General features: G+C 59.1%; 14 protein-coding genes. All 14 read right to left on the bottom strand.

Annotated features, from left to right (window positions below; translation table 11 throughout):
* Positions 1-34 precede the first annotated feature (34 nt).
* The gene (locus JW799_RS14410) at positions 35-2,566 is read right to left on the bottom strand and encodes a glycoside hydrolase family 31 protein (RefSeq protein ID WP_205430406.1); all 2,532 of its coding nucleotides are present in this window, start codon (positions 2,564-2,566) and stop codon (positions 35-37) included.
* A 114-nt stretch (positions 2,567-2,680) separates the two neighbouring features.
* Positions 2,681-3,523, bottom strand: a complete 843-nt coding sequence (locus JW799_RS14405) for a sugar ABC transporter permease (RefSeq protein ID WP_080834862.1) — start codon at positions 3,521-3,523, stop codon at positions 2,681-2,683.
* On the bottom strand, positions 3,523-4,824 hold the full coding sequence (locus JW799_RS14400) for a sugar ABC transporter permease (RefSeq protein WP_080834863.1): 1,302 nt from the start codon (positions 4,822-4,824) through the stop codon (positions 3,523-3,525). The genes JW799_RS14405 and JW799_RS14400 overlap by 1 nt, the downstream gene beginning before the upstream one ends.
* Positions 4,825-4,929: 105 nt before the next feature.
* On the bottom strand, positions 4,930-6,243 hold the full coding sequence (locus tag JW799_RS14395; RefSeq protein WP_245809695.1) for an extracellular solute-binding protein: 1,314 nt from the start codon (positions 6,241-6,243) through the stop codon (positions 4,930-4,932).
* Positions 6,244-6,308: 65 nt separating this feature from the next.
* Complete coding sequence (locus tag JW799_RS14390; protein WP_205430404.1) at positions 6,309-7,349, bottom strand: LacI family DNA-binding transcriptional regulator; 1,041 nt, start codon at positions 7,347-7,349, stop codon at positions 6,309-6,311.
* Positions 7,350-7,669: 320 nt separating this feature from the next.
* Positions 7,670-11,617 (bottom strand): S-layer homology domain-containing protein, encoded by a 3,948-nt coding sequence (locus tag JW799_RS14385; protein ID WP_205430402.1) that lies wholly within the window; start codon positions 11,615-11,617, stop codon positions 7,670-7,672.
* A complete protein-coding gene (locus JW799_RS14380; RefSeq protein WP_205430400.1) occupies positions 11,614-14,313 on the bottom strand; it encodes an NHL domain-containing protein in 2,700 nt (899 codons plus the stop codon). Before JW799_RS14380 ends, JW799_RS14385 begins: the two co-directional genes overlap by 4 nt.
* 328 nt (positions 14,314-14,641) lie before the next feature.
* The gene (bshB2, locus tag JW799_RS14375) at positions 14,642-15,295 is read right to left on the bottom strand and encodes a bacillithiol biosynthesis deacetylase BshB2 (RefSeq protein ID WP_080834868.1); all 654 of its coding nucleotides are present in this window, start codon (positions 15,293-15,295) and stop codon (positions 14,642-14,644) included.
* Positions 15,296-15,316: 21 nt separating this feature from the next.
* Entirely contained in the window at positions 15,317-15,661 is a 345-nt protein-coding gene (locus tag JW799_RS14370) for a YojF family protein (RefSeq protein WP_080834870.1), read from the bottom strand.
* A 143-nt stretch (positions 15,662-15,804) separates the two neighbouring features.
* A complete protein-coding gene (locus tag JW799_RS14365) occupies positions 15,805-17,508 on the bottom strand; it encodes a hypothetical protein (RefSeq protein WP_240353289.1) in 1,704 nt (567 codons plus the stop codon).
* Between the two features lie 18 nt (positions 17,509-17,526).
* On the bottom strand, positions 17,527-18,708 hold the full coding sequence (locus tag JW799_RS14360; protein WP_240353288.1) for an MFS transporter: 1,182 nt from the start codon (positions 18,706-18,708) through the stop codon (positions 17,527-17,529).
* A 44-nt stretch (positions 18,709-18,752) separates the two neighbouring features.
* The gene (locus tag JW799_RS14355) at positions 18,753-19,625 is read right to left on the bottom strand and encodes a carbohydrate ABC transporter permease (RefSeq protein ID WP_080834876.1); all 873 of its coding nucleotides are present in this window, start codon (positions 19,623-19,625) and stop codon (positions 18,753-18,755) included.
* Between the two features lie 54 nt (positions 19,626-19,679).
* Positions 19,680-20,582: an ABC transporter permease gene (locus JW799_RS14350; protein ID WP_080834878.1), complete on the bottom strand. Its 903-nt coding sequence runs from the start codon at positions 20,580-20,582 to the stop codon at positions 19,680-19,682.
* Positions 20,583-20,651: 69 nt separating this feature from the next.
* Positions 20,652-22,268: an extracellular solute-binding protein gene (locus tag JW799_RS14345; RefSeq protein ID WP_080834880.1), complete on the bottom strand. Its 1,617-nt coding sequence runs from the start codon at positions 22,266-22,268 to the stop codon at positions 20,652-20,654.
* Positions 22,269-22,472: the final 204 nt, after the last annotated feature.

Raw genomic sequence — 22,472 nt, 5'->3', positions numbered from 1 at the left:
CTCCTCCCGATTCCCGATTCAAAAATTACATCCTTTAAACGTCCCACTCGAAAAAGATGACGACTTCGCGAAAAGCCGATGCCGAACGCGCCTTCCGATCCGTCCCCGGCGCCGAAGCCGATGCGGATTCAGACGGGGAAAACGATCCCGAAACGAAGGTCGCCCCCACGGCCGAACCCGATCCGAATCCCGGTGCCGCGGCCGATTCCGATCCGGATTCCGGCGCTTCGGCCGTCGCAGCCGCAACGGGCCGGCCGCCGAACCGGATCTCCCCGATTTCGAAAGGCGCGTAAACTTCCACCCTCCGCTTCTTCCACGCCGGCATCCAGCCCGACCGTACGATCCGCTCGGCGATCTCCAGCTTGCCGCCGCTCAGCGAGACGCTTCCCAGCGCCTCGTAGCTCGCGCCTTCCGTGTAGTTAAACGTTTTACCATCGTCCTCGTAAATCCGGTACTCGAAAGCCTGCTCCGCCTCCGACGATAAATAGAGCCGCACCGTCATCGTTTCGGCGGCCTCGGCCGTCGTCAGCCGGTCGCTCTCCTGCAGCACCGCCGTTCCAGCGCGCACGTATACCGGAATCTCGTCCAACCCGGCACGGGCGACGACGGCCCCGCCGCCTTCGCAGCGCCGGCCGCTCGCAAATTCGATCCACTCGCCCTCCGGCAAATAGACGGCGCGGTGCTTCGCGCCCGGCCGCAGCATCGGCGCGACGAGGACGTTCGGCCCGAGCAGAAACTGGTCGGCGATCGCGTACGTTTCCGGGTCGTCCGGAAATTCGAGGAACAGCGGCCGCATTGCGGGCACGCCCGTCCGGGACGCCTCCTCCATCAGCGCGTACAGGTGGAGCAGCCAGCGGTACCGCATCCGGATCGCCTCGCGCACGAGCGCTTCCGTCTCCTCACCGAACGCCCAGGGCTCCTGGCGGCCGCACTTGATTTCGCTATGATTGCGGAAATACGGCGTGAACGCCGCCGCCTGCGTCCAGCGCACGAGCAGCTCGGCCGTCGCGTCGTGCGCGAAGCCGCCGACATCCGCGCCGCAGAACGGCACGCCCGACAGCCCCAGGTTGAGGCACATCGGAATCATCATCTGCAGATGCTCCCAGAAGCTGCGGTTGTCGCCGGTCCAGACGGCCGCGTATTTCTGGATGCCGGCATAGCCCGCCCGGGTCAGGACGAACGGGCGGTCGCCCCCGAGTCCTTGCGCCAGGCCCTCGTACGTCGCCCGGGCCATCTGCAGGCCGTATGCATTGTGAAGCTGGCGATGGGTGCCCCCGTGCCCGTCGTTGTCGTGCAGCACGTCCAGGTCCATCGTCTTGGACTCGTTGAACACCGACGGCTCGTTCATGTCGTTCCAGATGCCCGCGACGCCGGCGTCCAGCAGCGGCTTGTGGTTGTCGCCCCACCATTTGCGCACGCGCCCGCTCGTAAAGTCCGGGAACGCGCTGCGGCCCGGCCAGACCGGCCCGTGAAAGACGCGTCCTTCGGCGTTTTTGCAGAACATGCCGCCGCGGATGCCTTCCATGTAAACCGCGTATTCCGGGTCGGCCTTGACGCCGGGATCGACGATCGTCACGACGCGCACGCCCTTGCGCGCCAAATCCCGAACCATTTCTTCGAAATCCGGGAACCGGCTCCGGTCCACCGTAAACACGCGGTAGCCGTCCATGTAGTGGATGTCGAGATAGACGGCGTCGAGCGGAATGCCCTTCTCCTCGAACGCCGCGACGAGCTCGCGAACTTCGGCTTCCGTCTCGTAGCTGTAGCGGGATTGATGGTAGCCGAGCGACCATTTCGGCGGAAGCGGCATCGTTCCCGTCAGCCGCGCAAGCCGGCCGAGCACGTCCTTCGGCTCCGGTCCGGCCAGGAAATAGTAGTCGAGCACGCCGCCGTCGGCCCCGAAGCGGATTTCCGAACGGCTTTTCATGTCGAACTCGGTCCGGTGCGCGTTGTCGAGCAGAATGCCGTACGCCTGCGAGCCGCTAACGGCCATATAGTACGGAATGGACACGTACAGCGAATCCGTCTCCGGGTTATGCGGCGCGTAGACGTCCGTATTCCACATGACGAGCTTCTCGCCGCGCTTGTCGAGGAAGCCGGCCTTTTCGCCGAACCCGTAGTAGCGGTCGTCCGGCGCGGAGGATTTGCGGCAGACGACTTCCCCTTTCTCGGTATACAGCAGCCCGCCGCCTTCCGGCTCCGCGAGCAGCGTCCCGCCGGTCGCTGCGTCGAGCAGCGTGACGCGGGCCGATGCCGGTTCGACGCGAACGGCGAGCTTGCCCCCGCGCAGCGTCAAGGCGTCCTCCGCGCGGTCGAGGGACGCTTCGACAAGCGGCGGGAAAACCGATACCGCATGGCTATGCGCGGGAAGCGGACCTCCTTTCGGATCGAACGCGATCCGGACGATGTCTTCCCCGTAAAACCGGATATAGAGCGCGCCCCGGTCGCAGGCGATATCGGCCCCGCCCGGCGTCTCCGCGAAGTTGCGGACGCCGCCCGGCGAGCGGTACTCGGACCGTTCGGCTTGGCCGAAGCGATCCGGATGAATGGACAAGCTTGTTTCCATGCGGTTGTCTCCTCTTATCCCAAAATGACGCGTCCGGCCGGAAGTCCGTTGGCCGAAGCTGCGCCAGGCGGACTTTCCGGGAACCGGATTGCTCTCTTTCTCTTTTTTTGCCGATTATCCCTTCGTCGCGCCCTCCGCCAGACCGGAGATGAGATAGCGCTGAAGGAACAGGAATACGACCGCGATCGGCACGGCGATCAGAATGGCGCCGGCGGCGAACCGCGTAAAGTTGTTGGAAAACTGGTCGTTTATGAAGTTGTACAGCCCGAGCGCGAGCGTGAACTTCTCCGGATCGCGCAGCACGATGCGCGGCAGCAGGAAATCCATGAACGGCGACATGAAGTTGAACAGCGCGACGACGGCCAGAATCGGTTTGGCCAGCGGCGTGAGAATCTGGAAAAAGATCCGGAAGTGGCCCGCCCCGTCCATTTTCGCCGACTCGTCGAGATCGCGCGGAATCGTGTCGAGGTAGCCCTTGACGAGAAACGCGTTCATCGGCAGGCCGCCGCCGATGTAGATGATGACAAGCCCCCACAGCGAGTCGAGCAAGCCGACAACGTTCAGCAGCAGGTAAATCGCCACCATGCCCATGAGCACCGGGAACATCTGCAAGAGCAGAAACGAATAAATGCCGTATTTGCGCCCTACGAACTCGTACCGGGAAAAAGCGAAGCCGACGAACGCCACGATGATCACGGACGCGACCGAGGTGACCGAAGCGACGAGCAGCGTGTTTTTGTACCAGAGCAAATAATCGCTGGACGGATCGGAAAACAGCCACTGATAGTGCTTGAGCGACCATACGTCCGGAATGATGCTGGAGCTGAACAGGCTCGTGCCGGGATTGAACGAGATGCTGAGCGTCCATAGCAGCGGATAGGCGATGACGGCGAACACGAACAGCACGATAAGGTAAATGCCCGTCAGCTCGAGACGGTTTTTCGCCGATTTTTTCATCAGTACAATTTCTCCTCCCGAAACGACCGGCTGCGCGTGAACTGGAAGAAAGCGAACACGGCGACGATGAGGCCCATGATGATCGAAATAGCGGCGGCCATCTTGTAGTTGTTGTTGTCGAAGGTCAGTTTGTACACCCAGGAAATAAGAATGTCGGTGCCCCCCGCCGACTGGTTGCGCACCGGCGGTCCGCCCTCGTTAAACAGATAAATGATGTTGAAATTGTTGAAATTGCCCGCATACTGCATGATGAGCAGCGGCGCGGTCGCGTAAAGCACGTGCGGCAGGGTGATGTGCCGGAATTTGCTCCACCGGCTGCCCCCGTCGACGTCCGCCGCTTCGTACCAATCTCGGGAAATGCTTTGCAGCACGCCGCTGAACAGCGCGAACACGAACGGAAAGCCGAGCCACACCTGTATGAGAATCAACGTGATTTTTGCCCAGAACGGATCGGACATCCACGGAACATGCATGCCGAGAGGAGCCAGAAGCTCGCGGTTGATCGCGCCGAAATCGTCGTTGAACATCGCCGCGAAGATGAGAATCGTCACGAACGAGGGCACCGCCCACGGCAAAATGAACACGGTGCGGATCGTCCGCTTGAACTTGACGCGCGGGTCGTTGACGAGCACGGCGAGGAACATGGCGACCGCGATTTGCAGCGTCGTGGCGGCGAACGTCCAGACGATCGTCCAGGACAGCACGTTCAGCAGGCTCCGGCGCCACACCTCCTGCTTGAACAAGGCGACGAAATTGTCGAGGCCCACCCAGTCCAGCAGCTTGGCCGGCGGAAGATTGTACAGGTTGTAGTTCGTAAACGCGAGGCAAATCATGAATAAAAGCGGCAAAATGACGACGAAGACCAGCATGAACAAAGCGGGCAGCACCATGTAATAAGGAAAGCCCCGGTCCCACGTCTCCTGGAACGCCTGTTTCATGCTCGGGATGCGGAAGCCCATCTTCAGCTTTTCGCCGTCCCGGTAAGCGTCGATTAAGTTGAAAATGTAAAACGCGATCATGAACGCGAGCAGCATGACCGAGATCAAGCCCTGCACGAGCAGCGACCTGGAGTCGTCGACCATCGGCAGGGTGCCGAGCGTAAACAGGCCCCAGAAGCCGATGTCCATGAATTCGTAAAGCAGGCCGACCGCGCCGAAAAAAAAGACGAGAAACAGCGCTCCCTTGATGTATCTTCGATTATAAAGTTGACCCAGCCCCGGGATGACGGATAAAATGACGGAAAGGATCGGTTGATGAGGGTTCGCCGCGGCGACCCGCCTATCGTCGGTCTCGGTTTTCATAGTTCCTCCCTGTTTTCCATAGGGAGCACGGAAAGGATGAGCCCCTTTCCGTGCCGGTTTTTCGCGTCGGGCCGCCGCTTGGGCGGCCGTTTTTTATTCTCTTTATCAGGCTCCGGCGCCCGCCATTTCGATTCGTTCCTCGATTTGCTTGACCGCCTCGTCGAGAATCGCCTGCACGTCCTGGCCTTCGGAAGCGAACTTGAGCGCGTTCGCCATCGGCTCCCATACGTGGGACAGCTCGGGCACGTTCGGGAACGGCATGCCGTGCTGGATTTGCTCCGAGAAGCCCGAGACGAGCGGATCGTCGGTGAGGGCGGGATCGTTCAGCGTTTTCAGGTTCGGCGGCGTTTCGCCGGTTTCCTTGAACCATTGGAGCGAGTTTTCGGCGTTCGTGATGAAGGCGGCGAGATCGGTCGCCCATTCCGGATTTTTGGAGAAGGCGGACAGCATCCAGCCCTTCACGCCGATGAACGTCGTCGGATAGCCGCCGTCTTCGAGCTGCGGAAGCGGCGCTACCGCGAGCTTGTCGCCAAGCTGATCTCTATGATCGGTAATCGCCCAGGGACCGTTGATGACGGCCGCCACCTTGCCTTGGTTGAACAGGCCGCCGACGATGTCGCCGTTGACGCCTTTGGGCAAGTAGCCTTTTTCGAACCAGCTCTGGATCAGCTTCAAGCCCTTGACCGAGCCTTCCTTGTTGAAGCCGATGTCCTTGATGTCGAAGGAACCGTTGTTTTCCTTAAAAATGTAACCGCCGCTGCCGCCCATGAACGCCCAGGAGAAATAGAAGTCCGTCGCGTTGTACAGGAAGCCGTACTCGTCCTTGGATTTGTCCGTGCGCTCCGCCATCAGCTTCTCCAGCTCGGCGATCGTCTTCGGCGGCTCCGGCGTCAGCTCCTTGTTGTAAAGCAGGGCGAGCGACTCGACGACGGCGGGCAAGCCGTACAGCTGGCCGTCCTGGCTAAGCGCCTCGAGCGATTCCGGCGTATATTCGGCGCGGATGTCATCGCTTACATTCATCGGCTGCACGAGCCCTTTGACGACGAGCTCGCCGATGCCCGGCTGGTAGAACAGGTCCGGGCCTTTTCCGGCCGGGCCGTCGAGCGACAGCGCCTGCGGCTGGTCGTTCATCGCGATCGGGGTCAGCTTGACCGCGATTCCCGTCGCTTCCGTATATTTCTTCGTAATGGATTCGAGCGTGGCGAGCTTCGCTTCGTCGACGTCCGCCCATACGGTCAGCTCGGACGGCTTGTCGGCCTCCGCTTCGCCGGAAGCGCTTGCGGCGGCGCTCGCGGGAGCGGACGAACCGGCGGAAGGGCTCGCGTTTCCGTCGCGATTCGGGCCGCCGCCGCATGCGGACAGCACGAGCGCAAAAAGGGACACGCTCAGGATCATGGATAAGATCTTTTTGTTCGACACTCTGTTTTCCTCCCCGTTTCTTTTCGTCAGCGTAAAATGGGTCGTGCTTGGCCGGGCTTGCCGCCTCAGGAAGGCTGCGGCGGTTTTCCCGTCGTTTCGCGGACTTTCAGTTCGACCGGCAACACCACCTTTCGGGACAGGACGGGCTCGCCCTCGATTTGATCGGTCAGCAGCCGGATCGCCGCCAGCCCTTTTTGCGCGATATTTTGCGAAATCGTCGTCAGCGAAGGCGACGTATACCCCGACATAAACAAATCGTCGAAGCCGATGACGGACAGGTCCTCCGGCACGCTGCGGCCGAGCTCCCGCAGCCCTTTGAGCAGTCCCATCGCGCTGATGTCGGAAAACGAAAAAATCGCCGTGACGTCCTTCGCGCCGGCGAGCCACTCCGCCGTCCGGTACCCGCCCTCCAACGACGTGGGGAACCGGATCATCAGCTCGGGATCGTACGGAAGGCCGGCCTCCTCAAGCGCCATCCGGTAGCCGAGCCACCGTTCCTGCAGCACGCCGTACCGGTGGATCTGCTCCAGGACGACGTCGCCGATCAGCACCGCGATGCGCGTATGCCCGAGCTCCAGCAGATGCTGCGTCGCCAGCAGCCCGCCGAGCCGGTCGTCCAGAATGACCTGGAACCGCTTCGGATCGCGCAGATAGCCGTCCACGAACACGCAAGGAACGCCGGTTTCGAGCAATTTGCCGATCGCCTCCGACGACTCGCCGACGCCGATGACGATGAGGCCGTCGAGCTTGCGCTCCTTGACGAACGAAAACGATTCGCCCGCTTCGTCGATGCCCGCGAGGATGATATGAAAATCGCGGTCCCGCGCCCCTTCTTCGATGCCGGCGAGCAAATCCCAGTAAAACGGATTGTCCTGCAGCCGCCCCGGCTTTACGGTCGGAATGACGAGGCCGATCAGGCGGGACTGGTTCGTTTTCAGATTGCGGGCGAGCAGATTGGGCGTGTAGCCGAGCCGGTCGATAATTTGCCGCACCCGCTTGACGGTCTGGGCCGAGACGCGTCCCTTGCCGTTCACTACGTTGGACACGGTCGCAATGGAAACGTTCGCTTCCTTGGCTACGTCGATCAGATTGATTTCTTGTTTCATCAGGCTCTCCATTGCAATACATTAAACGTTTAATCAGTATCTACAACGATTGATTAAACCTTTAACCGAAGAATAACATGCCGGAGCTTTAAGCGTCAAGACGTCGGGGAAAATAATGTTTGCGCTTTCTTGTTCTCGCAAGAACGCCGTCCTCGCGGGGGAAGGCTCGAAACCGATGTCGGGATTAAACGTTACATTCGCCGATCGGTTGACAATTTTCGCAGGGGAACGTTAGCTCCGAGCCTTTGTTCGCAACAAAAAAAAGAAGGCAGAGGGCTGCCTTCGAGTGTACGTTAATTGATGCTCTGATTATCTTATTTTTAAATCAAATCGGCCTGTTTAAGCAAACGTTGAATCATGACGGCGACTTCCGCTCGGGTCATATTGGCTTTTGGCGCCAACCGCATGCCGCTCTGACCGGTTACAATCCCGGATGCGACGCTCATCGCCATGCCTTCCTGCGCCCAGTCCGCCACTGCCGCGGCGTCGGCGAACGCCTGCAACGAAATTCCCGGCGCCGCGGACGGATCCGGCGTTTGCAAGCCGGCGAGCTTCATCGCTTTAGCCAAGATCGCCGTCGCCTGCTCCCTCGTTATTTTGTCCGTCGGACGGAAAGTGCCATCCTCGAAGCCGTCGATCAAGCCGTAAGCGTAAGCCGTTTGAACGGCAGAAGCGTACCACCGGGAATCTCCCACGTCCGTAAAGGGAACACGTTCAACGGCATCGCTCAATCCAAGAGCGCGAACGAGTATCGCCGCGAATTCGGCGCGCGTAATATCGTTTCCGGGATGGAAACCGCCGTCTTCGGAACCCTCGACGACAAGGCGCGATCCCAAATCGTTTGCCGCGTCCCGGGCCCAATGGCCGGAAACGTCCGCGAATTCGAGCGGGTTCCAGATCACCGTATACATGCTATTGGTCAGGCTATTGATGACCGCAAAATACTTGCCGTCGATCTGCACGACCCGCGTCGGTACATGGGCGAAAGTTCCGTCAGCCCGGAATACGACCCCGGTCGTTATTCGATCCGGATCGACATCGCCCGGAATCGCGATCATTCTCTCGACATAGCCGTTAAATTGATGGACGTCGTATTCATTGCCGCCGTAAACGGCCGTAATTTTAAAATCGACGACCGGCGCAACGATTTGCGCGTTTTCTCCATCCGTTATGAAAACGGCTTGATCGCTCGGCACATTCGAGATCTCGATGCGAATCCGAATCTCTTCCAGCGCCGGATCGGACCCGATTCGGGAGACGAGATCGTCGACGTTTACTTGGCTGGCCGGCAACAAGTATCCCGCGGTTTCCGTTTTGATTTCAAGCACGGCGTTCCGGGCTTCCATGTTCTTGACCAACCGGGCGTTCAGCTCTCCGACAACCGAGTCGGATCCGTTGCTTACCGGAATTTGGACGACATAACCTTCGCCTTCTTTGTCAAGCTGCTCGTTCAGCTTCTGTTCGTCCAGCGTGACAACGGTTATCTTCTTGTTTTCTTCCGTCGTCATTTTTGCCGTTGCCGCATCGATCTTCTCCGTGCCGTTAACGAAGATGACGATTCCGTTGTTGTCCGGCGGCTCCTCGGCTCCGGAGCCGCCGGTGTTTCCGGCCGAAGGTTGCGGAACCGGGACGGGAATCGGATTCGATTGTCCAATGTCGCTGTCGGCCACGGCAATATCCGCCCAGCCGATGATTTTGCCGTCGCTGCTTACTTCGACCACGTAAATGTGCTGACCGCTCGCTACCGGAATGTCGGCGTTCAAGACCAAGTCGGCTGCATTGCCGAGAGCGGCTGCATCCGCTCCGAATGTCGGCCGCGAATGCGCCCCTGCTTCGCCGACGATATATTTCAGCGCATGATCCGAAGCTGCCGCCGGCAAAACCGCCGCTTGCGTCGTGCCCGCCATGCTGCCCGGTCTCCATCCGAAGCCGGTCAGCTCGGGCACCGGTTGCGGGTCGGTGCCCGGGTCAGTTCCCGGATCCGTTCCCGGGTCGGTGCCCGGGTCAGTGCCCGGGTCGGTGCCCGGGTCAGTGCCCGGATCGGTGCCCGGGTCAGTGCCCGGGTCGGTGCCCGGATCGGTGCCCGGGTCAGTGCCCGGATCCGTTCCCGGATCCGTTCCCGGATCCGTTCCCGGATCCGTTCCCGGGTCGGTGCCCGGATCCGTTCCCGGGTCGGTGCCCGGATCCGTTCCCGGGTCGGTGCCCGGATCCGTTCCCGGGTCGGTGCCCGGATCCGTTCCCGGATCGGTGCCTGGATCCGTTCCCGGATCGGTGCCCGGATCCGTTCCCGGATCCGTTCCCGGATCGGTGCCCGGGTCAGTGCCCGGGTCAGTTCCCGGATCCGTTCCCGGATCCGTTCCCGGATCGGTGCCCGGGTCAGTTCCCGGGTCCGGCTGCGCAATGCGGTCATCCGCAACGGCGATATCCGCCCAGCCGACAATGTTTCCGTCCGCATCCGCCTCGACCACGAATATATGTTGACCGCTCGTTATCGGAATGTCGGCGTTCAAGCTCAAGTCGGCGACGTAGCCGAGAGCGGCGGCATCCGCGCCGACGGCCGGCTGCGCATAGGTTCCCGCCGCGCCGACGACATACTTCAGCGTATGGCCGGCGCCTGCCGTCGGCAGTGCGATCGCTTGCGTCGTACCCGCCTCGCTGCCCGGGCTCCATCCAAAGCCCGTCAGCTCCGGCGCCGGCTGCGGAGGCTGCGCAATGCGGTCATCCGCAACGGCGATATCCGCCCAGCCGACAATGTTTCCGTCTGCATCCACCTCGACCACGAATATATGTTGACCGCTCGTTACCGGAATGTCGGCGTTCAAGCTCAAGTCGGCGACGTAGCCGATAGCGGCTGCATCCGCGCCGACGGCCGGACGCTCGTACGCTCCCGCCGCGCCGACGACGTACTTCAGCGTATGGCCGGCGCCTGCCGTCGGCAGTGCGATCGCTTGCGTCGTACCCGCCTCGCTGCCCGGGTCCCACCCGAAGCCCGTCAGCTCCGGCGCCGGAGCCGGCGTAGCGGAAATCATCAGATTTTTGAAGTACGCGTAGTGATTGGCGTCCAGCGCCATGACGCGAATGGAATATACGGACGCTTCCTCGCCGATCGCCGTTTTCGTCTTCAGCGTCGCGCCGTCGATCTCGAACTTTGCGTTATCCTCTCCGCCGATCCCGCCGACGAGACTATAAACGATCGGGGCAGCCGGATCTCCTGCCGATACCGAAAGCGTTCCGACTTCCGTCCCCGCGCCGGCTCCGGCTACGAGCTCCGCATTTTCCAGAACAACCTCTTGTACGCGCCCTTTTGCCTTGAAGGCAGGATACGAACCCGCGATAAGCTCCCAAATATCGGAACTCCAGAACGAGTAGGTGCCAGGGTCAAGCATATCTTGGGTGGATAAGCCGGTGCCTCCGCCGCCGCTGACCGAAATGCCGCTTGCTTCCGTGTCCCAGTACGAGTCGGACGCCAACGAATTTGACGCGAAGGCGACAAGCCCGCCGACGTTGCTGCCGCTCATGCTTACGGTCGAATAACTGTTCGAAATGGCGACGGTCGAGGGTTGGTCCGAATAGCTGATATAGGCAAGCCCTCCTCCGTTATTGCCGAGAATCGTCCCCGAAGCGAAGCTGTCGCCGATGAATCCGGCGTTATATCCGGCGAGGCCGCCTTTCATGCTCGGGCCGCTAAGTTCGGCGGATGCGCTGCTGCGAAGCACGTCTCCGTTCGTATACCCGACAAGGCCCCCCAACCTTGCGTTCGGCTGGCTGGCCCTCAGCGTTCCCGAGACGCCGCTGTCCATAATCGTTCCGCGTTGAAGCCAGCCGACAAGGCCCCCTGCGTTGTTATTCCCGCTGTTGACGTTTGTTGCCGTTATATCTGCGTCGGCAAGAGTCAAATGATAGATCGTACCGAAAAACCGGCCGAACAGTCCGACATGCTCCTCGTCCGAAACGATTTTCAGGTTGGATATCGTATGTCCGTTGCCGTTGAAAGAAGCGACGGAACCGAGCGGCAACCAGTACGCCCCGTCGTTGTAACCGGGACCGCCGACCGCCAAATAACCCGATAGGTCGATATCGTTCATCAGAATAAAATGCTTGTCCGCGTTCGCGGAACCGATGCCCGCGAGCTCTTCGGCCGTCGAAATTTGATACGGATCGGTTTCGGTGCCGCTTCCGATCCAATGGACGGCGGACCTCGTCGTCAGCTCCAGCTTTACCGGAGGCGATTGAAGATTCGGCGTTGCGACCGCGTCTTCGGCCGTCACATAACGTCGTAGTCGGTACCGGCTAACAGACCGGCGATCTTGACCGCGACTTCCTCTCCCGCTGCCATCGGGGCGGTTCCTTTCCGGTTCGAGTCGACGGTATTGCCTTCCGCGTCGCTTCCCGCTCTGACTTGCTCGGCGCTCGGAGCCTGCGAGCCTTTCGGAACTGCGACATAATACACAACGCCAGCCTCGTCCGTTTTTACCTTTACGGTTGCAGACGTATCCGTCACCGTCCCCAGCCTCGGATAACCGGGCTCATAGGCGGGAGCGTCCACATCCGAAGCGATATTCTCGGCTTCTACGGTCACGTCCGTCCATGCCTGGATGTTCCCGTCCGCATCCGTCTCGACGACATAAATATGCTGTCCCTCGCTGACGGCAATATCGTCGTTTACCATCAATTCATCCTGATAGCCAAGCGCAGCGGCATCCTCTCCGGCCATCGGGCGCGTCTTATCGCCGGGGCCGCCGACAACGTATTTTAATGTATTTCCGACCGGAATCGTCGGCACAGCCGTCGCCTGCGTCGTGCCCAGCCCGCTTCCGGGCCCCCAGACGATGCCTGACAACTCGAGAGCGGCCTGGGGCAAACGGATTTGTCGAATAAGGAAGTTACCGTAATCCGCAATCGCAAGATTTCCGTTGCGATCGAACGCCAGCGCCTGCGGATAACTCAGTTGGGCTGCTGCCGGAGGACCGTTGTCCCCGGAATAACCCGCTGTTCCGGTCCCCGCCACCGTCTGAATGATGCCCTCGGCATCGACCACCCGAATTCGGTGGTTGTTTCCGTCCGCGATGTAGACATTGCCGTCGGAATCGACAGCCATTCCGTACGGATAATTCAGGAGTGCCTGCTTGGCCGATGCGCCGTCCCCCGCATAGCCGGAGCCGCCGGTCCCCGCAAATTTGCTTATTTTTCCGTCGGCGTCCACTTTGTGTATACGTCCGTAAAACGTTTCGACGATATAAAGGTTCCCGTCGTCAACGGCGATTTTGTTCGGCATGACGGACACGGATGTCGCCTCGGCCCCGTCGGTGTAAATGGAGTTGTATCCACCGTCCCCCGCCACGGTCGTAATGATTCCTTGGCCGTTCACCTTGCGGACCCTCTGGTTCCCGTTATCCGCGATATAAAGATCGTTTCCATCCAAGGCGATTCCGGTCGGACTGGATAGCTGGGCATCCAGGGCCGCTCCCTCGTCCCCCGAAAATCCGAAGGTCCCGTTCCCCGCAACGGTTGTAATGGTTCCGAGAGTGTCCACTTTGCGAATTCGCCGGTTTTGGGTATCCGCAATATAGACATTTCCATCCCCGTCGACAGTCACGTCCGACGGAAAATTCAATTGCGCCGAAGCCGCCGAACCCCCGTCGCCATCAAAGCCGGCCGTTCCCGTCCCCGCGAACGTTACGATATTTCCGAAAGGATCGACTTTGAGAACCCGGTTGTTCTGGGTTTCGGCAATATAAAGATTGCCGGCGCCATCGAATGCGATGGCCGAAGGCGTGTACAATTCGGCCTGCGAGGCCGGACCGTCGGCGGCAAATCTCGCACTGCCGTTCCCTGCGATTGTCGAAATTAACCCCGAATCGCTCACCATCCGGACCCGGTTGTTGTTCCCATCCGCGATATAAAGATTGTTGCTGCCGTCTATCGCAATTCCTTGCGGGTAATTCAGTTGAGCCGACGCGGCGGGTCCGTTGTCTCCCGAATAGCCGTAAGCTCCCGTTCCCGCTGCCGTAGAAATAATGCCGGTAGATAAATTCACCTTGCGCACCCTGTTGGCGTTATAGTCCGAAATATACAGATAGCCCGAGCTGTAAACCAGCTTGCCGGGACTGGATAATTTCGCCGATGTCGCCGGTCCGTTATCCCCGGAGTCCCCATAAGTTCCGGCGACACCTGCAATTGTCGTAATCGTTCCCGACGGAGTGACTTTCCGAACCACTTTATTGTTCATATCGGCGATATAGAGATTGCCGGCGTCATCGAACGCCACCCCGTTCGGCGAATTCAACCTGGCCGTCGTAGCCGGTCCGTTGTCTCCCGAAAAGCCGGACGTTCCGGTACCCGCCACGGTCGTGATCGTACCGGTGACGGCATCCACTTTTCGCACCCGATGGTTGCCGCTATCCGCGATGTAAAGATTGCCCTCGGCGTCGATCGCAATTCCCTGAGGGGATATTCTGGCCTCCGTTGCCGGACCGTCGTCGCCCGAATAACCGTATTGACCGATTCCGGCCACGGTCGTGATCGTGCCGTCGGTCGCGATCTTCCGAACGCGGTAGTCGTTCATGCCTGCGACATACAGATTGCCGTCGGCGTCGACCGCAAGCGAAGACGGGCTCTGCAAACGTGCAGACGCGGCAGGCCCGCCGTCGCCGGTAACGCCCGCGAATCCGATGCCGGCCACCACCGATTCGATTCCGGTCGATTTGTCGATTCGCCGGATGACATGATTGGTCCGGTCCGCAACATAAACGTACGAACCGAATACGGCTACTCCGATCGGCGTTTGACCGATATCCACCGCCGCTCTGTCCGGGCCTATGCCGCTTCCCGCCAAAGTAACGATCACCGCGCTGCTATCGGCGTATGCCCGGCCACCCTGAAGCGGCGGCCAGATCCCGATGGCCAACACAAGAGCCAATAATGCGGCAATGGTTTTCATCCCTTTTTTTCCAAATACGATCATTCCAGTCTCTGCCTCGCCTTCGATGTGTAGTTAACTGCGAATTCGCTTGGATACGGAACTAGGCAGAAGAACCTATTCCTTTTGGACAGGGGGTACATCCATAGACCCAAACATGTCGAAAATTTTAACTTATCGCGCTTAACAAACGCTTAACAACAAAAAAAGAGGCAACCGCGAAAGGCTCAACCGGTGCCCCCACCAAAAAAAGGCAGCAATCTGCCTTCGGGAATATGCCTTAGCTTGTATTCCGTTGTCGTACTCGGCATTATCCTCCTGAAAAGTCCGAAAAAAATCGCCGGCAAGCCGGCGATGGGAAAGAAGCGAAGCGTCAGCCGAACCGGTACGTCCAGAAACGCTCCGTCCCGAACCGCTCTTGCAATTCGATTTCGTTGTCGTCGCTTCCCGACAGCTCGGGAACCTGGAATTGCGAGGCGTGCGCACGGACGGAGGCGATTTTTTGCTTCACGAAGTCTTTGACGTCGTGGCGGACGTCGGGTTTGCCGATCGCTTCCTCGTGGTTTTTGGAAAAGGCCATGCAGAGAACGGCCGGCCGCTTCTCTTCCGTCAGCTTTGCGACGGTGCGGACGACCGCGGCGCCGCAGGCGTCATGGTCGGGATGGACGCTGTAGCCCGGATAAAACGTATAGACGACCGAAGGCTGCAGCTCGTTCAGCAAACCTTCGATGCTGCCGTCGAGCAGCTCCCGTTCCTCGAATTCGATCGTTTTATCGTGAAAGCCGAGCAGCCTCAAATCCTGAATGCCGATCGCCCGGCACGAAGCTTCCAGCTCCGCCTTCCGAATGTCCGGCAGCGTCAGCCGATTGGCGAACGGGGGAAAGCCCATGTTCCGGCCCATCTCGCCCAACGTCAGGCAGGCATACGTGACATGATCCCCGTCCCGCACATGCCTCGCGAGCGTTCCCGACAGTCCGAAGGCTTCGTCGTCCGGATGCGGCAGTACCACAAGTATGTTTTGTTTCATCGCGTTCTCGTCTCCTCTCCTTTAGAAGGGCTGCGGGCTCAAATGCAAAGCGACGACCAGCTTGCCTTGACTGTCGTGCCCGGCCAAAATCAGTCGCTCCGCCTCGGTTTCTTCATAGTGGGTCAGCCCTTCGGAATAGACCCAGCCCGACTCCGTCTTCAACCCGACCCGATAAGGCCCGTTGCCGGAAATCGATCCGTGGAAATACCGAACGGCGGCATTCGTGATGAAGGTAGCGGCCGGATGCCGGGTGCTATCGAAATGGGCGGCATAGGCGCCCGACGTCATTTCAAGGTGAAGGTAAAGCTCCTTGTTTTTCAAGCGGTCGAGTCTTTGCTGAATTTCCGTTGGCTGAATGGGCAGCATGCCGGTCCCTCCTCGCGGTTCATTTTAGGAATATCCACATTATATGCCTCCGTTCCCTATCATTCAATTCATTGCTTGCCCTTTCTGTGCCGTGAAACAAAAACGCCGCCCATCCGATTGGCGGCGGGCGGCGTCTATTCCGGTTATAGGCGCGCGGTCTCCAGTTGAAGCTCGAAGCGCAAACGGCTCCATGCGTCCGGGCCCGAACGGCAGGGATAAACGATCTCCAGCCGGCCGCCGTTCATGCGGACGGCCGGCTGCGGGGCTTCGGCCGATACGATGCAGGACAGTCCCGGAAACGACCAGCGGTCTTCCGATATTTGCGCCGGCTCCAGACAGGGGCCCGACACCTCGAAGAACACCTCTATCTCCTCGTCCGACCGGACGCAAATTTCGGCTTCGAGCCGCCGTTCCGCCGCCTTCGCTTCGAACGTGACGCCCCGCAGGTGCCGGCTCCATTGCTCACCCTTCGCCCTCCGGAGCAGCCGCAAGGAATAGCGTTCCCCGCTCTCCGTCCGCCAGTGAATCGTGGCCGGATGCAGCTGGCCGCTCGTATTCCGGCTGCCCGACATCGCCCCGATCATCAAATCGCGGCCGATCCAGGCTTCGGCACGGCAAAGATGGGTATTGGCGCCGGGCTTGTCCCGCTCGCACAGTTCCCGAAACGACTTCCGAATATGGCGTTCTCCGCCGAATTCCCGCAGCCGCGGCAGGACGTCTTCGGGAACGTCGACACCGACTAGCGCGATAAGCGGGTCGTGGCTTGTCTCGCAGTTGACAACGGCCAAATGCCGGCACGACTCGCCCAGCGCCAGATAAAGGAAGACGCCGAGAGAGCTGTGCTCCTTCATTTCCATATCGTAGGCCCGGGAGAACGGGCCCGCCACGTTTTCAAGACCGGGGTGGTAAAAATCCGCGAGGTTTCGCCACAGGCCGCTCTCCAGCTTTTTGCCGGCGCTTCGGAACGATTCCGTTCGCGCATGCTCCCTCCACATCCCGAGGACCGTCAGGTCCACGCCGTAGTATGTCGTGGAATTGAACTCGGGGAACGAATCGAATTCGCGGTATGCCGCGAGCAGCCGTTCCGCTTCCCGTTCCGCGTGTTCGATCCAGGCCTCGTCACGATAGCGGTGCCCGTAATAATGGACGATAAACGCGTGCATCAGCTCGATGTTCGTATTCATCGGGATCGATTGGGACAGGCGGCGAGCAAGGGAAGCGCCGACGGCTTTGCCCATCGCCCCGTCGATCCGGGCGACCAAACCGGGCGGGAGCTCCGCCTCGAACCGGTCCAGCAGCAATGCGAATGTACATGCGATGAATTCGCGCCAATTCGGGTCGTAGCTCTCCCAAACGGGCGGAAGCACTTCGTTTACTGCATGGCGGAAGCCGTCGCGAACGGCAGGCTCCGCTTCGCCTGTCAGCAGGCCCGGCAGCGCCCGGCCGATATTCGCGGCGAAGCGCCGGAATACCGCTTCCATCGTCGTATGAATGGAATAGGCGATGCCCGGCGGAAACGTCCCCCAGGCCATATGACCGGCCGGGGGAACCGGCGCTTCGGGCGATACCCGGAACGTGCCGTGATAGATTTCATCCGGCGCGTCGAGTTGCATATCCAGCACCCGTTGCAGGATGGCGCTGGCTTTTTCCCGATCTCCGGGTTCGCCGCGAATAAGCAGCCCCAGCGCGTAATGGGCGCTGCTTCGGGTCGACAGCTCTCCCCCCTCCGTCTCTCGCACCAGCGACGCCTGTTCGTCGTAGTTCCGGTCCATCACCCGCATCGCTTGCCTAACCAGAAATTCCCGTTCCGGCGGCATTGGCGACCATGGGGTTATCGTTGCCTTCATTTTTCGTACGTCTCCTCTCTAGCCATCCCTTTGCATTTCGCCGGATTCCGAGGCACGGGAGCTCCGCTTCGATCCGGTGCCTTTGACAATGACGGCCAGAAGCGCCGCCCCGCATGCCGCGCTGATCGTACACGCCGCGTTCATCAGCGACGGACCGCCCGCTTCCAGCAGAAAGCCGTTGAGCAGGTTGCCCGCCATGCCCGCCATGCCGACGAAAACCATGCTGAACGCGCTTTGTCCCGTCGCCTGCATGCCGGCGGGCACCAGCCGCGCCACATATTCCACAGCGGCGACGTAAAACAACCCGAAGGAAAGTCCCTGAAGCACTTGAACCCCCACCATGACCGAGGGAACGGGCAGCAAATATTGGATCGCCCATCGGGCGATATAAGCCATCGCCCCGATCATCATCGTTTTCTCCAACCCGAGCCGCCCGATGACGGCCGAAGCCAAAAACATCGACGGCACGTTCGAAATCGCCGCGATCATCAGCGCCGTCCCGGCCCATTCGCTGCTCCCGCCGGCATGCTGGAAGACGATCACGAAATAGGTGTTGAACGCCGTCAACGTCTGGTTGATCAGGAAGCAGGCGCTTAAGAACAGCGCCGCTTCCCTGTTCTTCAGCAGAAACGAAATGCCGCCCGACAACGAACGATTGGCGACACTGACGGCCCCCTGCTTCGGCAAAACGCAAACCGCCGCGATCCCGACGCAGCTTAACAGAAAAAACGGCACAACCAGGCTGCTTGGGGCATAAGTCGAAACGAACAGGCCCGCCCCGTAGCCGCCCAGCGCGTTTCCGATACTTTGAAAGCAGCGGATCGTACCGTAGGACGAACCGGCCGCTCGAGCCGCCGGCACCGCATAAGCGTCGCTGATCGGAGCCTGCGGCGCCGTAAACGTCACGACCGTCATGTAGGCGGCGATCATGACGGGAATGGACGGAGCCTGATACAGCAGAGAAAGAGCGGCCGGCACCGCCAGACTCAACAGCAGAATAGGCTTCGTCAACCGGTAGCGGTCCGCCAGCCGCCCCCAGAACAATTGCGCCGCAACGATCAGGACGGACGAGCAGGCCATGATAAGGCCGACGGCGGAATCGCCGAGCCCGCTTTCCTTGAAAATCGTTCCGATATAGGGGTTCAAAAGTCCGCCGGCAAGACCGGTCGCCAAGTAAAAGAACCGCAGCTTCAACAGCAAATAAGGAAATCTTCGCGCAGTTGACGCGGCAAGCGGATTGCCCATTATCCTTTCACGGCCCCGATCATGACTCCGTTCACGAAATACCGCTGCAGCCAAGGATAAACGAGCAAAATCGGAACCGTCGCGAAAATGACGCTCGCCGCCTTCAGTCCTTCCGGCAGAACCTGATACATGCCCGCCCCCTCCATCCGAAGCAGCTCGCTGGACTGGCTGATATTAATAATCTGATACAGCTTTAACTGAAGCGGATACAGCTCCGGCTTCGTAATATACATCAGCGTATCCTGGAACCCGTTCCAGCGGCCCACGGCGTAGAACAGGCTGAGCGTTGCGATGACGGGCATCGACAAGGGCAGCACAATCCGGAATAACGCGTTAAAATGCGAGCTGCCGTCAATTTCGGCCGCTTCCTCCAGACTTTCCGGGATTCCCTTTAAAAACGAGATCATAATGATCAGATAGAAAGGGCTGATCAGTCCCGGCAGCACCAGCGCCCACATCGTATTCAGCAATTCCAGATTCCGGATCAGAATGTATTCGGGAATCATGCCTCCGCTGAAAAACATCGTGATCATGACAACAACCATCAAAAACTTGCGCCCTTTAAGCTTCGACTTCGATAATGGATAAGCGGCCGCCACCGTCGCGATCATGCAGAGCGCCGTCGTGACGACCGTCAGCATGACGGTAAATCCCAACGATTGCAGCATCGACGGGTCCGTGAACACTCGTTTGTAGGCCTCGAACGTCAGCTCTATGGGATACAGCGTAACCTCGCCCGACATGATGGCGCGGGAGGAGCTGAGGGAAATCGCGATAATATGCAGAAACGGTGCCGCGCACAGCAACACGGCCGCGGCGATGAGAACGACGTTGGAGGTGTCGAAAATCCGGTTTGCCGTTCGTTCGCTCATGATTGCACTTCCTTCCGAATTACACGCGTTAAACGCGGATAAATTTAAACGAAGTCATAGAACGCTTTCGTCCGTCAATTTTTTAGACAAGAAGTTGGCGCCCAATACGAATACGAGGCCGACGACCGCCTGAAACAGGCCGACGACGGTCGCCAGCGTGTACTGGCCCGATTCGAGACCGACCCGATAAACGAACGTGCTCAGAACGTCGGAGTAATCCCGCACCGCCAGATTGCCGATGACGTACGGCCGTTCGAAACCGATCGTAATGATGTGGCCGAGGTTGATAATAAGGAGCGTTGCGATCGTCGTTTTAAGTCCCGGCAGCGTAATGTGCCAAATGCGCTTAAACCGCCCGGCGCCGTCCACCTCCGCGGCCTCGAACAGCTCGCGGTTAATGCCCGTAAGAGCGGCCAAATACAGGATCGTCCCCCAGCCCGCGCTCTGCCAGACGCCCGTCAACAAATACGTAATCAGCCACTTGTTTTTTTCCGTCAGAAAAGGAACCGCCTCGAACCCAAGGCCGGCGAGAACGTTGTTGATCATGCCGGATTGCGTGCCGAATACCTGGTAGACGATGCCGCCGATAATCACCCAGGAAATAAAGTGCGGAACGTACAAAATCGTCTGGGAAAGCTTGCGGAACCAGGAGGATTTCAACTCGTACAGCATGATCGCCAAAACAAGCGGAGCCGGAAACGAAACGAGAAGATCCAAAAAGTTCAGCATCAGCGTATTGCGCAGCGTCTGGTAAAACTCTTGGTTGCGAAACACTTCCCGAAAAGCTTCGAGACCGATCCATTCGCTTCCCGTAATTCCCTGAAAGAGATTGAAGTCTTTGAACGCGATCTGGATGCCGTACATCGGACCGTACTTGAACACGATAAAATAAACGAGCGGCAGCGCCAGCAGCGCATACAGCTGCCAGTACCTGCTTGCATACACGGACGCTCTCATCGGGGTCCTCCTTAGCCTGTTGATAACGGGCGGAACCGAAAGGCCCCGCCCTAAACGCGGCCGATCCGTTTACGGGTTCATTTCTTTGTAAACTCCGGTCCGTTCGTCCAAAATCGCTTGACCGCCGCTCGCCATATATTCCTTCATCAGGCTGTCAAACGTAGCGTCGAATTTATCCGTGCCGATCATTGTCGTGTTGACGATCATTTCATTGTATTTGTCCGTCAATACGCTTCCGTACTTCGATTCGGCCTCGATCGGACGGGACAGCACGATTTGGTCGAGCTTGTCCGTATTCGAAATGTCGACGGATTTTCGCATGTCTTCGTGATATTCCTTGGGCGTTTGGCGAATGTAGGCTTCGTTGTTTTGCTCGGTTTCGCCGATATACTTGCCGTTTACGATGATCGCCATATCCCCGTAGTTGAACAGGCGATCCTTGATTTCTTGCGCGGCATCCGCGTTCAGCACCGGAATCCCGTCTTCGAGCGTATAGTTCTCTCCCTCCACGCCATTTTGCATGAAAAACAAATTGTCGCCGGAAGCCATCCAATCCAAATATTTGATCGCCTCGACCGCGCGTTCGCTGGATTTCGGAATCATGATATACATGGCGTTAGGCGCATATCCCGGCTTCGGATGCTTGCCCTCGGAATTCGAAAACGGATCGATTGGCGTCATGACGGCTCCGGGCACGTTCGTTTGCAGGTTTTTGTACGTGCCGTTGTAGTCGAAGTACAGTTCTCCCGCATCCTCGGAAAAGGCGCCGACAAGTCCGTTCTGGACGTCCTGCCACAGCTGTTTTTTGTCCTTGTCGAGCGCGAAATCCTTACTGATCAAGCCTTCGTTGTACAGCTTGTTCATAAACCGCAGCGCTTCCTTGAAACCCGGCAGCAGAACGGGATAGTCGCTGGAGCCCAGCTTTTGCGTCAGCGTGTATTTCTGTTCCTCGGTCAACGGCTCGATAAAGGACCAGATGAGCGATTCGAACTGGGCCGGAGCGACCGACATCCCGAGCGGAATGACCTTGCCGCCGGTGTTGCCCGGGTCCTGCTCCTTGAACGCCTTTAAAACCGCATACAGCTCATCCGTCGTCTGCGGGACGGAAAGACCGAGTTGATCGAGCCAATCCTGTCGAATGTACGACGAGTATTTGCCAAGAACGAGACGGCGGCCCGGGATAGCCAATTGTTGCCCGTCGATCTGGCCGTATTTCAACGTATCCTCGCCCAGGAACGCTTTCAGGTTGGGACCGTGCTCGTCAAGCGTCTCCGTCAGGTCCATCAAGCCGCCTTGGGACGCATATCTTTGAAACGTGCCGGAATCGTACGTAAACACGATGTCGGGCACGTCGTTGGTGCTGGCCATCAGAACGTTCAGCTTCTGGACTTCTTCGGATCTCGCAACCGGCACATATTGCACTTCGATATTGTTCGGGTCCCCGAAATTCTCCTGAACGTACCGGGTCAAGTAATTGTCCGTGACGCTAAGTCCGGAAGGCGCGTTTCCGCGGTCGAACACCTCGACCTTTAAGGCGACTTTCTCTTGGGAAGAAGCATTGCCGCTTGCCGAGCCGCTGTCCGATGAATTCGAGCATGCCGCGAGGATCGCCGTGAGCCCGATTGCCGTCGCCAACAGCGCCGACCTGATCTTGCCGTACCCGCGTCTTTGGTACCTTCTCTCCATTTCTCTTCAGCCCCTATCCGATTTTTTGCGTTCCGGCGCCTGCCGGGAACGAGTCCAGTATGTCATCCCGTTCTCGCCGCAGACAATAAACTTGTTTTCCGCCAATAAACCTTAGCCCCGTTTTTTGCGTCATGATTTATGACACTGAAAATCGCGAATAAACTGTTTTTCAGAATTTGCAATGTAAGGTTTATGTAATAGAAA

This window comes from Cohnella algarum, from assembly GCF_016937515.1.
Lineage (GTDB): Bacteria > Bacillota > Bacilli > Paenibacillales > Paenibacillaceae > Cohnella > Cohnella algarum.
Note: the sequence above shows the minus strand (reverse complement) of the source record. Positions and strands in the feature narration are given on the sequence as shown.

Excerpts from the sequence above, each read along its gene's own strand:
- JW799_RS14410 (WP_205430406.1), bottom strand. The coding sequence starts at position 2,566 with ATGGAAACAAGCTTGTCCATTCATCCGGATCGCTTCGGCCAAGCCGAA.
- JW799_RS14405 (WP_080834862.1), bottom strand. The coding sequence starts at position 3,523 with ATGAAAAAATCGGCGAAAAACCGTCTCGAGCTGACGGGCATTTACCTT.
- JW799_RS14400 (WP_080834863.1), bottom strand. The coding sequence starts at position 4,824 with ATGAAAACCGAGACCGACGATAGGCGGGTCGCCGCGGCGAACCCTCAT.
- JW799_RS14390 (WP_205430404.1), bottom strand. The coding sequence starts at position 7,349 with ATGAAACAAGAAATCAATCTGATCGACGTAGCCAAGGAAGCGAACGTT.
- JW799_RS14380 (WP_205430400.1), bottom strand. The coding sequence starts at position 14,313 with ATGATCGTATTTGGAAAAAAAGGGATGAAAACCATTGCCGCATTATTG.
- bshB2 (WP_080834868.1), bottom strand. The coding sequence starts at position 15,295 with ATGAAACAAAACATACTTGTGGTACTGCCGCATCCGGACGACGAAGCC.
- JW799_RS14370 (WP_080834870.1), bottom strand. The coding sequence starts at position 15,661 with ATGCTGCCCATTCAGCCAACGGAAATTCAGCAAAGACTCGACCGCTTG.
- JW799_RS14365 (WP_240353289.1), bottom strand. The coding sequence starts at position 17,508 with ATGAAGGCAACGATAACCCCATGGTCGCCAATGCCGCCGGAACGGGAA.
- JW799_RS14355 (WP_080834876.1), bottom strand. The coding sequence starts at position 19,625 with ATGAGCGAACGAACGGCAAACCGGATTTTCGACACCTCCAACGTCGTT.
- JW799_RS14350 (WP_080834878.1), bottom strand. The coding sequence starts at position 20,582 with ATGAGAGCGTCCGTGTATGCAAGCAGGTACTGGCAGCTGTATGCGCTG.
- JW799_RS14345 (WP_080834880.1), bottom strand. The coding sequence starts at position 22,268 with ATGGAGAGAAGGTACCAAAGACGCGGGTACGGCAAGATCAGGTCGGCG.